This is a genomic window from Phenylobacterium sp. LjRoot97 (assembly GCF_964254345.1).
Lineage (GTDB): Bacteria > Pseudomonadota > Alphaproteobacteria > Caulobacterales > Caulobacteraceae > Phenylobacterium.
The window spans coordinates 716,021-730,889 of the sequence record NZ_CAXUTH020000001.1 but is presented as its reverse complement, the minus strand read 5'-3'; the positions used below and the strand labels follow the sequence as shown (position 1 = coordinate 730,889).

Here is a 14,869-nt window from a genome sequence, read left to right as displayed (position 1 = left end):
ACGCATAAGCGAGTGCGCCGTAGCGGCAAGATCGCGCAACTAGGCGATGGAGAACGCGTCATGGCCCTCGACACCGGCGACCAGCAGAAGACCTTCAACTGGGAAGATCCGCTGGACCTCGGCTCGCGCCTCACCGAGGAGGAGCGGATGGTGTGGGAGAGCGCCCGCGCCTACGCCCGCGAGAAGCTGCTGCCGCGCGTGGTCTCGGCCTATGCCGACGAGCGCTTCGACCGCGAGATCATGACCGAGATGGGCGCCCTGGGCTTCCTGGGCGCGACCCTGCCCGAGCAATATGGCGGCGCCGGCGTCAGCCACGTGGCCTACGGCCTGATCGCCCGTGAGATCGAGGCGGTCGACAGCGGCTACCGCTCGGCGATGAGCGTGCAGTCCTCGCTGGTCATGTACCCGATCTACGCCTTCGGCTCGGAAGAGCAGAAGATGAAGTACCTGCCGGGCATGGCCCGCGGCGAGATCGTCGGCTGCTTTGGCCTGACCGAGGCCGACGGCGGCTCTGACCCGGCCTCGATGCGCACGGTGGCCAGACAAGTCGACGGCGGCTACGTGCTGAGCGGCGCCAAGATGTGGATCACCAACAGCCCGATCGCCGACGTGGCGCTGGTCTGGGCCAAGCTGGACGGGGTGATCCGCGGCTTCCTGGTCGACCGCGGCTCGGAGGGCTTCGCCACCGCCAAGATCCAGAACAAGCTCTCCCTGCGCGCCTCGGTCACCGGCGACATCTCGCTGAGCGACGTGTTCGTGCCCGAGAACCAGATGCTGCCGAACGTCAGCGGCCTGCGCGGCCCGTTCTCGTGCCTGAACAAGGCCCGCTACGGCATCAGCTGGGGCGCGATGGGCGCGGCCGAGTTCTGCCTGCACGCCTCCCGGGAATACACCCAGACCCGCAAGGTGTTCGGCCGGCCGCTGGCCGCCCGCCAGCTGGTGCAGAAGAAGCTGGCCGACATGCAGACCGAGATCGCCCTGGGCTTCGAAGGGGCGCTGGCGCTCGGCCGGCTGCTCGACCAGGGCGCCTGGGTCCCCGAAGCCATCAGCCTGATGAAGCGCAACAACTGCGGCAAGGCCCTGGCCATCGCCCGCGAGGCCCGCGACATCCACGGCGGCAACGGCATTTCCGGCGACTATCACGTGATGCGCCACGCGGCGAACCTCGAGACCGTCAACACCTACGAAGGCGCGCACGACGTCCACGCCTTGATCCTGGGTCGCGCGATCACGGGCGAGAACGCCTTCTGATTGAGGTCACGGGTCCCGTCGACGTAGCCGACTTTCCGCATGCCGCTTGGTGCCGACAACGGACATCGGCCACGCGCCTAGAAGCGGACTCGCCTGAAAGAAGGCCGGTTCCCGAAAACGGGACCGTCCTGACGTGCCCTTAGCGGACCTTTAGGCAGCCTGCTGGAGGCTGTGCCGTCAGGAGATGGGCAAATGAGCTACGAGGCGGTCGATGACGGCATCAACGCGTGGGCAGCGAGGCACGGCCTGCCCCTCAGCACTGAGTTCGGCGGCCGGCCCCACCGTTATTGTTATGTCAGCGCCGGGGAAGCTGAGTGCTTCCGAGTTTCAATTGAGGAGCCCGCGGACGGGACAATCACCGTCAGCGAAGACGCCGTACTCCATCGCGCCTGGCAGGTGCCGGTTGCCAAACTGAGCACATCGCTCGATGAAGCCATGGAGCAGATCGCCCAATGGTCCCGGCGACGCCGTCGATTCTAGGTCCATGGAGCCTGACGGCCTGCACCGCGCAGCCATACGCCTGCAGGACCGGCGCGAGGATGGCGACGAGTACTCTGCCACCTAGGAGCCGCCTTTCGCTCCCGCTGTACGCCGCGCCGAGGCCGTTCCAAGTTTGCACGATGAGCCCTCTGCCCACTATTCTCCTGAAGTACGGGGAGCGCATGACGAAAAGAAATCGGGGCCGTTACAGTAACACGTGGTCAAATTTTCTAGCGCCCCTGCTCTAACAAGGGACGTCGCTCCGACTCTGCCGCATATAATCTCGACATCAATTGGAGAATATCAAAGCGTTCTAGTTCCTCAGGCCTCCACCGACGCTGGTGATTGCCTGCTTGAAAACCTGGATTGGATTCTTCAGGCACCAAACAAGCCGGCGCTGCGACTTCTCCTCAACCGGTTGGAGCCGTGGACCGCGCCTGAGCCACGGCTCTCCGGACAACTTGTCGAACCCTCCGAACCCGCGCCGCGTCCGCCGCAGCCGTTGCCGCCAGCACCGCCGCCATTCACCGAACCCGAGCCCAGCCAAGCTGACTTCGTCAAGCGCCTACCCAATCGACTTGCCAACGCCTTCAATCGTGCGCTGTTTGCGAGGGACGGGCTTACGCGCGAAGAAGCTGCTGAATTCGAAGCGGCACACGAAAGTTGGAGAACCAAGCTCCGCACGTATGAGCGAGTGGATGAGGCGCACGAGGCGCTGGTCCGGGCACACACCCAGGACCAGGCGGCCTACCTGAAGCAGTTTCCGACCTGGGAGACCCGCAAGAACGCATACGATGCGCGCGTCGCGTCGCTGCGAGAGGAACTGGCGAAAGCCGAATTCGGGTACAGGCAAGACCTCGCGAGGCGAGAGGCGGCGCGAGATTCCGATCTGTCGCACCTTGAGCGCCTTCTCGATGCAGCCCCCGACGGTGCCGCCCAAGACGTGATCGAGCTGGCAAGGCAGTGCTGGCTTGCGATCCCCCTGCCGGAGGACTTTCCGCGAAGCTTCGTCGGCGAATATGACCAAGAAGCTCGTATTCTTCTCATTACGATCACGGCGCCCGATTTCGAACGGGTTCCGCTATGGACCCCGCTCAAGACGACGCGGAAGCCCGCTGGTGAGCGGGCCCGTAGGCTTGCCCAGCAAAAGGTCGCCTACAGCCTGTGCCTGCGCTTGATCCACGAGATCTTCGCGACACCAGAGCTTAGCGGCGTCGACATGGTCGCGATCAATCTTGAGCTTGAACATTCTGGCAAAAGGGACGGACGCATTCGCCGCGATGTTATGGCTTCCATCAAAGTCGCGCGGCTCGATTTTGAACCTATCGACATACGAGCCGTCGACCCAAAGCTCTGCTTCAGGGCGCTAAAGGGGCGGGAGACCCCCAGCTTCGAGGAAATCTCCTCCGTCATGCCGCTCCTGTCCTTCGATAGGTCGGACAAGCGCATCGTCGCCGGACGCGACGTGGCAGACACCCTACCCCTAAGCAGCAATCTCGCGGCGATGCCCTGGGAGGATTTCGAGCACATAGTCCGCGAACTTTTTGGGAAAATGTTCAGCGAACGCAGCCCCGGCGCCGAAGTGAACGTGACGCGCGCCAGCCGCGACTATGGGGTTGATGCTCTCATCTACGATCCCAATCCGATCTTGGGCGGGAAGTACGTTATTCAGGCCAAGCGCTATGTAAATACAGTCGATGTCGCCGCCGTCCGAGATTTATTCGGTACTGTTCAGAATGAAGGCGCATCGAATGGATTCCTCGTCACTACGAGCAGCTATGGCCCTGACGCTCATTCATTCGCGAACGGCAAACCGATAGTCCTCATCGACGGCCCCCAACTGCTCGGCTTGCTGGCGAAATTTGGATATGATTTCAGAATTGATCTTGCCCAGGCGAGACGAGAGCTAGGCCTAGCTGTCAGACCCAAAGGAAGAGCTAGGCACTAGGCTTCCGCTCTTGACGCTTACAGCGTAGGTGAGGCGGTCGCGCTCACCAACGTGCGTTCAAAGCGGATATGTGGAAGGTCGGCTAAGAGCCGATTGTGTTGAAGAAGTCGGATCTCGGGCGGGACAGCTATCAGGCGCGCTGGCGCGCATCGCCCTCTCAGGCCGTTGCGAGGGTCGGCGGCGGGATCAGCTTGGCCAGCTTGCGCAGGTTCTGGGCTGTTGCGGCGAGGTGGAACTCATCTCGGGCGCCTTGGGGACCGTGGAGCCGCAGGCGTTCGAGTTTCAGGATCCGTTTGAGGTGGGCGAACAGCATCTCGACCTTCTTCCGCTCTCGCCTTGAGGTGACGTAGGCGTCGGTCTTGGCGATCGCGCGGGCGAGGTCCCTGGCGCCTTCGTAGATCGAGCGGGTCACCTTGCGGGCCGGCGTGTTGGGCGAGCAGCGGCTCTTCAGAGCGCAGGCGTCGCAGTCGGCCTTGCTGGCCCGGTAGCGATAAGTGTCGTCCGGCGGGACATCGGGATGATCGATGCGGAAGGCTCGCCGGTGCTGTTTCAGCTCCTTGCCGCCCGGACAGCGGTACAGGTCGCCCTCCGGATCGTAGGTGAAGTCGCTGCGAGCGAAGGTCCCGTCGTCGCGGCTGGACTTGTCGATGACCGGGATGTGCGGCGCGATGTGCTGCTTGTTGACCAGCCAGTCCAGCATCTCGGCCGAGCCGTAGGCGGTGTCGGCTGCGAGGCGGCCAGGCTGCAAGTCATGGCGCTCGCGCACCCGCTCAATCATCGTCCTGACCGCGCCGACCTCGGCCTGGCGCACCGCCGTACTGGCTTCGACATCGACGATCACCGCATGATCGAGATCGATCAGGTAGTTGGTGGCGTAGGCGAAGTAGGCCGGCCCCTTGTCGGCGCCGGTCCAGCGCGAGGCCGGATCGGCCGGCGAGATGAACTTCGGAACGACCGGTGTGGCCGCTCCAAAGGCGGCGTCGTCGAGCACCGCCAGATACTCTGCGATGGCGCGGCTGGTCGCCTCGGCGGGAAGCCCCTCAGCGCCCGGCACGCCGCGCTGGCGATTGGCGTCGGCCTTGATCAGGCTGGCGTCGGCGGCGAAGCCTTCGCCGCCGACCAGACCCTCAGACATGCAGCGCTCGACGACGCTCTCGAACAAATGGCGTAGCAGATCGCTGTCGCGGAAGCGGCCGTGGCGGGTCTTAGAGAAGGTCGAGTGGTCGGGCACGTCGCCGTCGAGGCCGAGCCGGCAGAACCAGCGATAGGCGAGGTTGAGATGCACCTCTTCACACAGCCGACGCTCTGACCGGATCCCGAAGCAGTAGCCGACGATCAGCATCCGGATCAGCAGCTCGGGGTCGATCGAGGGCCGGCCGATCGGACTGTAGAACGGGGCCACGTGAGCGCGTACGCCCTCCAGATCGACGAACCTGTCGATCGCCCGCAGCATGTGGTCGGCTGGCACGTGGCGCTCGAGCGAGAACTCGTAGAACAGCGCCGCCTGGTCGATCCGCCGCTCGCCCATCATCGCCGTCTCTCCCGACCCAAGGAGAGTGAATCAGGCCCGAGTCACCGCTTCAACCGGCCTTTTTCAACACAATCAGCCCGCAGCAGTCATACAAGGGCAATTAGGGGCGACCCCCGAGAATCACTTCTTACGAAATTTGAATCATTCTTTGTCGAACTCGACAAAGTGTTAGATGTTTGGGAACTAAAAAATTGGAGCGGGCGATGGGATTCGAACCCACGACATTCAGCTTGGGAAGCTGACGCTCTACCCCTGAGCTACGCCCGCGCCGGTCGCGCGCCGTTTGGGCGGGGCGGACCAAGGCCTTCCATCTAGCGATTCCCTGCGCGCGGCTCAAGCGGCGGCCGAGGCAGCGTGAAGATTCCCGCGATAGTCGTGCGCCGCGCGCGAAACGCGCAGAATCATGCCCGTTTTCCGCGCGTCCTGCGCCTCATGGTTAAGGCGTTACAATTTTTCATGGTAAATTCATGCTAACGCTGTTGCGCCAAAAGGTCGCGGCCGGCTAATTGCGCGCTCCAATAGCGTCGGCTCTCGAAGCACAACACCAAGTGGTTCTCGGGCCCGGCGCACCTGTAAGCTGGAGTACCGTATGAAGAAGCTGTTTGTCGGGGCCGCGCTCGCCGTCTCGATGTTGGCCGCCGCTCCGGCCGCCAACGCCGCGCAATACCTGAACCTGACCACCCCGGCCGCTGACGGCTCGATCACCGGCGTGTTCGGCGACACCGCCGTCGCCGGCGGCAACTTCTCGCATGTCTTCGACTTCGTCTTCCCGACCAACGGCGCCGGCGGCGCGACCATCAGCTCGATCCTGACGCTGGGCTCGCCCCTGACCAACATCAACTTCTCCTCGGTGAAGCTGAACGGCGTCGAGCTGGACCTGGTCTCGCAAGGCAACGTCGAGTTCCGCTCGCTGTTCAACCTGCCGATCACTGCCGGCGCGCAGAAGCTGGAAGTCTTCGGCTGGAGCGGCGGCAACGGTTCGTACAGCGGCACCCTGACCTTCGGGTCGGCGGTTCCGGAACCGGCCACCTGGGCGATGATGATCATCGGCTTCACCGGCGCCGGCGTCGCGATCCGCGCCAACCGTCGCAAGGGCGCCCTGGCCACCGCCTAAGCCCCCGACGATCTGACGGCTTTAAGGACCCGCCTGCCCCGCGCCGGCGGGTCCTTTTGTTTTGACGCTCCCGCTCAGCGGCCGCACGATGGCGCAAACAACGAGAGGGAGGCCGCCATGGCCGACGGCGAGATCCAGACCCAGGCCAAGTTCACGGCCATGACCGAGGGCACCCAGGACGACTGGATGGCCATCATGAAGGCCGCCGGGCCGTTCAACCGCACCCTGCCCGACCGGCTGATCGGCCATCTGAAGATGCTGCAGGGCGACGACGGCGGCTATCCGGTCGACCGGCTGGAGCACTCGCTGCAGACCGCGACCCGCGCCTTCAAGGACGGCCGCGACGAGGAGTACGTGGTCTGCGCGCTGATGCATGACATCGGCGACATCCTGGGCCCGGCCAACCACGCCGAGGTCGGGGCGGTGATCATGAAGCCCTACGTGTCGGAGCGGAACCACTGGATGCTCGACAAGCACGGCATCTTCCAGGGCTACTACTTCTTCCACCACCTGGGCCTGGACCGCGACATGCGCGAGCAGTTCCGCGGCCATCCCGACTTCGAGTACACGGCGCAGTTCTGCCACCTGTACGACCAGAACAGCTTCGACCCGGCCTACCAGTCGATGCCGCTGGAGGCCTTCGAGCCGATGATGCGGCGGGTGATGGAACGGCCGAAGCGGTCGATCTACAAGCGCGACGAGGCGTAAGGGGCTCCCCCGCTAGGGGAGATGGCTCGCCACAGGCAAGACGGAGGGGGCCGACGGCGCACCGCAGTCCCCCTCGGTCGGCTTCGCCGACAGCTCCCCCCGCGGGGGGCCATTTGCTCTAGGCGTCCATGTCCAGCGAGTAGCCGGCCGAGCGCACGGTGCGGATCGGGTCGATCATCGCCTCTTCCTTGTTGAGCGCCTTGCGCAGGCGCCCGACGTGGACGTCGACGGTGCGGGCCTCGACATAGACGTCCGAGCCCCAGACCGCGTCGAGCAGCTGCTCGCGGCTGAACACCCGGCCCGGGTGCTGCATCAGATAGTCGAGCAGTCGGAACTCGGTCGGGCCGAGATGGATTTCCTTGCCCGCTCGCTTCACCCGGTGGGCGACGCGGTCGATGGTCAGGTCGCCGATGTGCACGCGGTCCTCGGCCAGGCCCGGACGGATCCGGCGCAGCACCGCGCGGATGCGCGCCGACAGCTCGCTCATCGCGAACGGCTTGACGATGTAGTCGTCGGCCCCCGTGTCCAGGCCGCGGATCCGGTCGCTCTCCTCGCCGCGGGCGGTGAGCATGATGATCGGCACGTTGCGGCTTTCCGAGCGCTGGCGCAGCCGTCGGCAGACCTCGATCCCGGAGATCTTCGGCAGCATCCAGTCCAGGATGATGATGTCGGGCAGGCGCTCTGAAACGAGCGTCAGCGCTTCCTCGCCGTCGGCGGCCACGACCACGTCGTAGCCTTCCTTGTCGAGGTTGTATTGCAGCAGGGTCGAGAGGGCGTCTTCGTCCTCGACCACCAGAATGAAGGGCGTCAAGTCAGCAGGCTCCTAGACGCTCAGCGCGTCCGTCTTCGGCCGGTCCGCGGAGATCATCTCCTCGCCGGTGATTTCGTAGTGGATGATCTCGGCGATGTTGGTCGCGTGGTCGCCGATGCGCTCGAGGTTCTTGGCGACGAACAGCAGGTGGGCGCAGGCGGTGATCGTGCGCGGATCGCCCATCATGTAGGTCAGCAGCTCGCGGAACAGGCTGTTGTAGTGCTCGTCGACCTCGTCGTCGCGCGACCAGACGGCCAGGGCGCGGTCGAGGTCCGAGCCGGTATAGGCGTCCAGCACGTCCTTCAGGCGGCCCGCCACCAGCCGGCCCATGCGCTCGATCGAGCGGGTCAGCGGGCTGATCGGCTCGGCCTCGTTGAGGATCATGGTGCGCTTGGCGATGTTCTTGGCCAGGTCGCCGCAGCGCTCGAGGTTCGAGGCGATCTTCATCGCCGCGACGGTCTTGCGCAGATCGTTGGCCATCGGCTGGCGCAGGGCGATCAGGCGGATCGCCTTGCGCTCGATGTCGGCCTCCAGCACGTCGAGCCGCTCGTCGCGGCCGACCACGGCCTCGGCCAGGGCCTGGTCGCGCTTGACCACCGCCTCGAGGGCGTCGCCGACCTGCGCCTCGGTGAGCCCGCCCATCCGCGCGCAGTCGGCGGTCAGGGTGTTCAGTTCGTCTTCGTAGGATTTGACGATGTGCTCGTTCATGTCCCTGCCCCTAGCCGAACCGGCCGGTGATGTAGTCCTGGGTGCGGCTGTCGCGCGGGTTGGTGAAGATCTCGCCGGTGGGACCGGCCTCCACCAGCTTGCCCAGGTGGAAGAAGGCGGTCTTCTGCGACACCCGCGCGGCCTGGGCCATCGAGTGGGTGACGATGACGATGCAGTACTGGTTGCGCAGCTCGTCGATCAGTTCCTCGATGCGCGCGGTGGCGATCGGGTCGAGGGCCGAGCACGGCTCGTCCATCAGGATCACTTCCGGCGACACGGCGATGGCGCGGGCGATGACCAGGCGCTGCTGCTGGCCGCCCGACAGGCCGGTCCCCGGCTGGTGCAGGCGGTCGGCGACCTCGGCCCAGAGGCCGGCGCGCTTCAGCGAGGATTCGACGATGCCTTCCAGCTCGGTCTTGCCCGAGGCGATCCCGTGGATGCGCGGACCGTAGGCGACGTTCTCGAAGATCGTCTTCGGGAACGGGTTCGGCTTCTGGAACACCATGCCGACGCGGGCGCGCAGCACCACCGGGTCGATGGAGCGGTCGTTGACGTCCTCGCCGTCCAGCTCGATGCGGCCGGTGACCTTGCAGCCCGGGATGGTGTCGTTCATCCGGTTGATCGAGCGCAGGAAGGTCGACTTGCCGCAGCCCGACGGCCCGATCAGGGCGGTGACGGAGTTCTCCGGCACGTCGAGCGAGACGTCGAACAACGCCTGCTTCTCGCCGTAGAAGACGCTGACGTCGCGGGCGCGGATCTTGATCGGCGCGTTGGGAAGGGCCGCATGACTGCGGTCGACGGCGATGTGGACAGGGGCGGCGGCTGTATCGTGAGCCATGGCGTCATCTCGCTGGCTGGGCATGGAAAACCTCGGGATCAGGCGCATCGCGTCACCACCGCCGCTCGAAGCGGCGCCGAACTAGGATGGCGGCCAGGTTCATGATGATCATGAAGACCAGCAGCACGATGATGGCGGCGGCGGTGCGTTCATGGAAGCCGCGCTCGGAGGCGTTCTCCCAGATGAACACCTGAACAGGCAGGACGGTGGCGGCGCCGGTGAAACCTTCCGGCACGCCGGGCACGAACGAGACCATGCCGATCATCAGCAGCGGCGCGGTCTCGCCCAGGGCGTGGGCCAGCGACAGGATCGAGCCGGTCATCACGCCGGGCATGGCCAGCGGCAGCACGTGGTGGAACACGGTCTGGGTGCGTGAGGCGCCGACCCCGAGCGCGGCCTCGCGGATCGAGGGCGGCACGGCCTTGAGCGCCGAGCGGGTGGCGATGATCACGGTCGGCAGCGACATCAGCGCCAGCACCAGGCCGCCGACCAGCGGCGAGGAGCGCGGTACGGCCAGCCAGTTGATGAACACCGCCAGGCCGAGCAGGCCGTAGACGATCGACGGCACGGCCGCGAGGTTGTTGATGTTGACCTCGATCAGGTCGGTCCAGCGGTTCTTCGGCGCGAACTCTTCCAGGTAGGTCGCCGCCAGCACCCCGATCGGGATCGCCAGGGTGGCGGTGACCAGCAGCATCATCAGCGAGCCGACGATGGCGCCCAGCACCCCGGCCTGTTCCGGCTCGGTCGAGTCCGAGCGGGTCAGGAAGCCGGTGTTGAAGCCGGAGCTGACCGCGCCGGAGGCCTTCAGCTTGTCCATCCAGTCGAGCTGCTCGTTGTCGAGCTTGCGTTCGTCCTCGGGAGTGGCGCGCTTGATCTGGCCCTTGAAGTAGAGCGCGGCGTCCGACTTCACCGGACCGGTGACGGTCACGGTCTTGCCGATCAGGCTCGGGTCCTCGCGCACCATCTTCAGCAGCTGGAAGCCGAGGTCGTTGGACATGATCTCCAGGACCTTGCCCGACTTGTTCCCGAACTCGTCGTCGGTCTCGCCGAGCTTGGCCAGCACCGAATTGGCGACCAGCATGTCGTAGTTGGCGCCGGTCGGATCGGCCTTGTCGATCTTGCTGGCGTCCAGGTGGACCGGGACGGCGATCTGGTAGTCGATGAAGGTCGAGTAGCCCTGGGTCACGATCCGGCCGAGCAGGATCGCAAGGAAGGACAGCGCGACCACGATGGCCAGGCGGCCATAGAGGCGGAAGCGCATTTCCTGGGCGTGGCGCTTCTTCAGCCGCGCCTCGACGGTCTGGCGCAGGCTGTTCGCAGAGGGCGTCAGGGCGGCGTCAGTCATACTGTTCCCGGTATTTCTGCACGATGCGCAGGGCGACGATGTTCAGCATCAGCGTCACCGCGAAGAGGGTGAGGCCGAGGCCGAAGGCCGACAGCGTCTTGGGGCTGTCGAATTCCTGGTCGCCGGTGAGGAGGGTCACGATCTGGACGGTCACGGTGGTGACGGTGTCCAGCGGATTGAGGGTCATGCGGGCCTGCAGGCCCGCGGCCATGGTCACGATCATGGTCTCGCCGACGGCGCGGGAGACGGCCAGCAGCAGGGCGGCCATGATCCCCGGCAGCGCAGCCGGAAGGACGACTTTCTTGACCGTTTCGGAGCGGGTGGCGCCCATGGCCAGGCTGCCGTCGCGCAGCGACTGCGGCACGGCGTTGATGATGTCGTCGCTGAGCGAGGAGACGAAGGGGATCAGCATGATCCCCATCACCGCGCCGGCGACCAGGGCCATCTGGTTCTGCACCTGCATCAGGTACTGGGCCAGACCGTCGAAGCTGCCGCCGGCGAGCTGGGCGCCGATCCAGTTGAAGAACGAGCGGAACAGCGGCCCCACCGTCAGGGCGGCGAAGAAGCCGTAGACCACGGTCGGCACGCCGGCGAGGATCTCCAGCAGCGGCTTGACCACCGAGCGTGTCCAGCCGCTGGCGTATTCCGAGAGATAGATCGCCGAGAACAGGCCGATCGGCGCGGCGACCAGCATGGCGATGAGCATGATCAGGAAGGTGCCGACGAAGAGCGGCACGGCCCCGAAGGCGCCGGCGCCGGCGAACTGGTCGGCGCGCATGGCGATCTGCGGGTTCCACTCGGTGCCGAACAGGAACTCGTGGATCGGCACGGCCTGGAAGAACCGCCAGCTTTCCCAGACCAGCGAGGCGATGATCCCCGCGGTGGTCAGGATGGCGGTCACCGAGCAGACGATGAACAGGCCCGCGACCCAGCCCTCGACCTTGTTGCGGGCCCGGAACTGCGGGGAGATGCGCGGATAGGCGATGAAGGCGCCGGCCAGCGCGAGGATCGCGCCCAGGCCGATGGAGCCGTACTGGATCAGCCCGGTCAGCTGCTGCGACTTGGCGGCCTTGGCTTCAAGCGCCGTCTTCAGCGCGCCGTCGTAGATCGTTTCGCTGGGCGTGCCGCCGCGGGCGATGGCGCGGGCGTCGTCATAGAAGACGTCCTGTTGCGGCGCAGTCAGTTCCTGGACCGCCGCCGGCGGATCGGTCCGCAGCAGCCCCTCCTCCAGCCGCCCGCCGAACATGGCGAACAGCAGGATCAGCAGGGCGGCGGGCACGCCGACCCAGAGAGCCGCATAGCTGCCGTAGTAGCCGGGAAGCGAGTGAAGCTGCGAAGGCTTGCCGCCGGTGGCGGCCACCGCGCGGCGGCGCCCGGCCATGTAGGTGGCCAGCGAGAACAGCAGCAGCGCCGTCAGGGCGATCCAGGTGAGCATCGAAGGTCCATGCCGTTGCGCGAGCCGGACACTCGAGAGGCTGTTCGCCCCTCTGCCCGCCCGGGCTGGAAAGTGCCCGCCTTATGCTGTCGGGCTGCGACAGTTCGATGACAGTTTCATTACGATGTGCGGCCCCGCCCTATCACATCCGTCAGCTAGGCGCGGTCGCAGGAACTCCGCACCTTCCACCCTGGATAGGCCGCACGCGCACGACAGAGGCGCGGCGCCGGAGGAGGGAAGAGAGATGCCAGGACAATTCAGCCTGCGCGGACTGCTGGCGCTGAGCGTCAGCACGGCCGCGCTGTTTTCGGCCGCGCCCGTGGCGGCCCAGTCGTCGGGGCAAAGCGCCACCGAGATCGAGGCGGTCGTCGTCACCGCCCAGCGCCGGGAAGAGACAGCCAACACCATCGGCATGGGCATCCAGGCCGTCACCGGCGAGACGCTCGACAAGCTGCACGTCACCAACGTCAAGGACCTGAGCACCTTCGCGCCCAGCTTCAGCGTCTCGCAGAGCTATCAGGGGGTGCCGACCTACACCCTGCGCGGGATCGGCTTCAACACGATCAACATGTCGGCCACCTCGACCGTCGGGACCTATACCGACGAGGTCGCCTACGCCTACCCGATGATGAACACCGGCCCGATCTACGACCTGGAGCGGGTCGAGGTGCTGAAGGGGCCGCAGGGCACGCTCTATGGCCGCAACACCACCGCCGGCCTGATCGACTTCGTGACCCGCAAGCCGACCGAGGACTTCCAGGCGGCGATCACCGGCGAGATCGGCAACTACAAGACCCACAACTTCGAGGGCTATGTCAGCGGCCCGATCGCCGACCGCATCCAGGGGCGCCTGGCGTTCCGCACCGAGGACAGCGACGAGGGCTGGCAGATCAGCAACACCCGCGGCGAGCGCCAGGGCGAGGTCCATCGCTATGGCGGCCGCGCCTCGTTGGCCATCCAGCCCACCGACACCCTGTCGATCGACGCCTCGCTGACCGCCTGGCGCAACAAGTCGGACACCGTCGCGGCGCAGGGCATCGGCTTCACCCCGGCCACGACCGGCAGCCCGTTCAACGCGCCCGGCCTGGCCGCCTACATCGCCGCCAACGCCCCGACCAAGGCCGACCAGGCCGACTGGGCGCCGCTGTCCGTGCGCGGGGCCGACATCGGCGTCGGGATCGGGATCGGCGGGCCGCTGCGCGAGAACAACGACTTCTACGCCGGCAAGGTGCGGATCGACTGGAACATCGGCGGCGACATGCAGCTGGTCTCGCTGACCAGCTACAACAAGCTCGAGCGCAACGCGAAGTTCGACTGGAGCGGCGCGCCCTACGAGATCCTGATCCAGCACGCCCAGGGCGACATCGAATCGATCGCCCAGGAAATCCATCTGGAGGGCTCGGGCGAGAACTTCTTCTGGCTGGTAGGCGGCTATGTCGCTCGCGACCGCATCCTCGACTCCAACCGCACCCTGCTGGGCCAGAACGCCAACGTCACCCTGATCCGCACGGTCGGCCAGCCGCTGCTGGCGACGCCGTTCAACTCGGGCGGCTACACCCCGACCCAGCTGAACCAGTCGTTCCGGACCTATCAGGACATCGGCCGTATCGAGACCGACACCTGGAGCCTATTCGCCAACGGCGACTATCGCATCAACGACCAGTTCAAGCTGACCGCCGGCATCCGCTACACCCAGGACAAGCAGGACTATGCGGGCTGCTCGCGCGACGTGAACGGCAGCATGCTGCCCAACGTCAACGTCGTGAACCGGGCGCTGTTCTTCCCCGCCTACGGGATGGTGGCGCCGATCGGTCCCAACGACTGCAACACCTTCGATCCGGCCAAGCGGGCCTTCGGCCTAGTCACTTCGACCCTGGACGAGGACAACGTCGCCTGGCGCGTGGCGCTGGACTGGACCCCGGCCGAGGGCGTGCTGGTGTTCGGCTCGATCTCGCGCGGGGCCAAGGCCGGCGCGACGCCGATCAACGCGGCCAACATTTCCACCCAGAACGCGCCGGCGACGCAGGAACTGCTGACCGCCTACGAGGTCGGGGTGAAGGCGGCGCTGTTCGAGCGGCGAGTGCAGGCCAATGTCAGCGCCTTCTACTACGACTACGAGGACAAGCAGCTCAGCGTCTACTTCGCCGACCCGATCTACACGGCGCTGGCGCGGCTCGCGAACGTGCCGGACTCCGAGGCCTACGGGCTGGACGGCGAGGTCACCTGGCGGGCGACGCAGGCGCTGACCCTGATCGGCTCGGCCACCTTCCTGCACACCGAGGTCAAGAACTACATCGGCATCAACGCCGCCGGCCGGCCGATGGACTTCGACGGCAAGCCGTTCCTCTACAGCCCGAAGTTCCAGGGCGGCCTGACGATGCTCTACAGCCGCGACCTGAGCGAGAACCTCGGCCTGCAAGCCGCGCTCGCCGGCCGCTACCAGTCCAAGTCGCACGCCGACCTGGAGGGCGACCCGCGCTTCGTCATCGAGGACTACGGCGTGCTCAACGCCAGCCTCGGCGTGCATTCGCTGGACGATCGCTGGGAGCTGTCGGTCTGGGGCCGCAACCTGACGGACGAGTATTACTGGAGCGCGGTCAGCAGCAACGCCAACGTCGTGGTCCGCTTCCCCGGCCAGACCCGCACCTACGGGGCGTCGCTGACCTTCAAGTTCTAGAAGCCGATTTTCCCTGCCAACTG

11 protein-coding genes, 1 tRNA gene and 1 pseudogene are annotated in these 14,869 nt (G+C 66.0%); 6 read left to right on the top strand and 7 right to left on the bottom strand.

What is annotated here, in order from left to right:
- Positions 1–60 precede the first annotated feature (60 nt).
- The 3 genes from ACSQ2H_RS03515 to ACSQ2H_RS03505 all read left to right on the top strand — a co-directional run bounded on the left by ACSQ2H_RS03515 (position 61) and on the right by ACSQ2H_RS03505 (position 3,679).
- Entirely contained in the window at positions 61–1,251 is a 1,191-nt protein-coding gene (locus ACSQ2H_RS03515; protein WP_436060069.1) for an acyl-CoA dehydrogenase, read from the top strand.
- A gap of 192 nt (positions 1,252–1,443) precedes the next feature.
- Positions 1,444–1,731 carry a hypothetical protein gene (locus tag ACSQ2H_RS03510; protein ID WP_436060068.1) on the top strand — a complete coding sequence of 96 codons (288 nt, stop codon included), beginning with the start codon at positions 1,444–1,446 and terminating at the stop codon, positions 1,729–1,731.
- A 217-nt stretch (positions 1,732–1,948) separates the two neighbouring features.
- Complete coding sequence (locus ACSQ2H_RS03505) at positions 1,949–3,679, top strand: restriction endonuclease (protein WP_436060067.1); 1,731 nt, start codon at positions 1,949–1,951, stop codon at positions 3,677–3,679.
- A 157-nt stretch (positions 3,680–3,836) separates the two neighbouring features.
- On the opposite strand, the gene ACSQ2H_RS03500 is transcribed toward ACSQ2H_RS03505, so the two are convergent.
- A complete protein-coding gene (locus ACSQ2H_RS03500) occupies positions 3,837–5,210 on the bottom strand; it encodes a transposase (protein WP_436060066.1) in 1,374 nt (457 codons plus the stop codon).
- Positions 5,211–5,402: 192 nt separating this feature from the next.
- A tRNA-Gly gene (locus tag ACSQ2H_RS03495) sits at positions 5,403–5,477 on the bottom strand.
- Positions 5,478–5,799: 322 nt separating this feature from the next.
- Here ACSQ2H_RS03495 and ACSQ2H_RS03490 point away from each other — a divergent pair.
- Positions 5,800–6,324, top strand: coding sequence for an FxDxF family PEP-CTERM protein (locus ACSQ2H_RS03490; RefSeq protein ID WP_436060065.1), 525 nt, complete (start codon positions 5,800–5,802; stop codon positions 6,322–6,324).
- A 117-nt stretch (positions 6,325–6,441) separates the two neighbouring features.
- Positions 6,442–7,032, top strand: coding sequence for an HD domain-containing protein (locus tag ACSQ2H_RS03485; protein WP_436060064.1), 591 nt, complete (start codon positions 6,442–6,444; stop codon positions 7,030–7,032).
- A 118-nt stretch (positions 7,033–7,150) separates the two neighbouring features.
- Here ACSQ2H_RS03485 and phoB read toward each other — a convergent pair whose 3' ends face one another.
- The 5 genes and pseudogenes from phoB to pstC all read right to left on the bottom strand — a co-directional run bounded on the left by phoB (position 7,151) and on the right by pstC (position 12,169).
- Entirely contained in the window at positions 7,151–7,843 is a 693-nt protein-coding gene (gene phoB, locus ACSQ2H_RS03480; protein WP_436060063.1) for a phosphate regulon transcriptional regulator PhoB, read from the bottom strand.
- 12 nt (positions 7,844–7,855) lie between these two features.
- Positions 7,856–8,551: a phosphate signaling complex protein PhoU gene (gene phoU / locus ACSQ2H_RS03475; protein WP_436060062.1), complete on the bottom strand. Its 696-nt coding sequence runs from the start codon at positions 8,549–8,551 to the stop codon at positions 7,856–7,858.
- A gap of 10 nt (positions 8,552–8,561) precedes the next feature.
- Positions 8,562–9,397: pseudogene (pstB, locus tag ACSQ2H_RS03470) on the bottom strand (phosphate ABC transporter ATP-binding protein PstB).
- Between the two features lie 44 nt (positions 9,398–9,441).
- Entirely contained in the window at positions 9,442–10,734 is a 1,293-nt protein-coding gene (pstA, locus tag ACSQ2H_RS03465; RefSeq protein ID WP_436060061.1) for a phosphate ABC transporter permease PstA, read from the bottom strand.
- Positions 10,727–12,169, bottom strand: a complete 1,443-nt coding sequence (gene pstC / locus ACSQ2H_RS03460) for a phosphate ABC transporter permease subunit PstC (RefSeq protein ID WP_436060060.1) — start codon at positions 12,167–12,169, stop codon at positions 10,727–10,729. The genes pstA and pstC overlap by 8 nt, the downstream gene beginning before the upstream one ends.
- A gap of 244 nt (positions 12,170–12,413) precedes the next feature.
- Here pstC and ACSQ2H_RS03455 point away from each other — a divergent pair, with 244 nt between their 5' ends.
- Complete coding sequence (locus tag ACSQ2H_RS03455) at positions 12,414–14,846, top strand: TonB-dependent receptor (protein WP_436060059.1); 2,433 nt, start codon at positions 12,414–12,416, stop codon at positions 14,844–14,846.
- Positions 14,847–14,869 lie beyond the last annotated feature (23 nt).

Excerpts from the sequence above, each read along its gene's own strand:
- ACSQ2H_RS03515 (WP_436060069.1), top strand. The coding sequence starts at position 61 with ATGGCCCTCGACACCGGCGACCAGCAGAAGACCTTCAACTGGGAAGAT.
- ACSQ2H_RS03510 (WP_436060068.1), top strand. The coding sequence starts at position 1,444 with ATGAGCTACGAGGCGGTCGATGACGGCATCAACGCGTGGGCAGCGAGG.
- ACSQ2H_RS03500 (WP_436060066.1), bottom strand. The coding sequence starts at position 5,210 with ATGATGGGCGAGCGGCGGATCGACCAGGCGGCGCTGTTCTACGAGTTC.
- ACSQ2H_RS03490 (WP_436060065.1), top strand. The coding sequence starts at position 5,800 with ATGAAGAAGCTGTTTGTCGGGGCCGCGCTCGCCGTCTCGATGTTGGCC.
- ACSQ2H_RS03485 (WP_436060064.1), top strand. The coding sequence starts at position 6,442 with ATGGCCGACGGCGAGATCCAGACCCAGGCCAAGTTCACGGCCATGACC.
- phoU (WP_436060062.1), bottom strand. The coding sequence starts at position 8,551 with ATGAACGAGCACATCGTCAAATCCTACGAAGACGAACTGAACACCCTG.
- pstA (WP_436060061.1), bottom strand. The coding sequence starts at position 10,734 with ATGACTGACGCCGCCCTGACGCCCTCTGCGAACAGCCTGCGCCAGACC.
- pstC (WP_436060060.1), bottom strand. The coding sequence starts at position 12,169 with ATGCTCACCTGGATCGCCCTGACGGCGCTGCTGCTGTTCTCGCTGGCC.
- ACSQ2H_RS03455 (WP_436060059.1), top strand. The coding sequence starts at position 12,414 with ATGCCAGGACAATTCAGCCTGCGCGGACTGCTGGCGCTGAGCGTCAGC.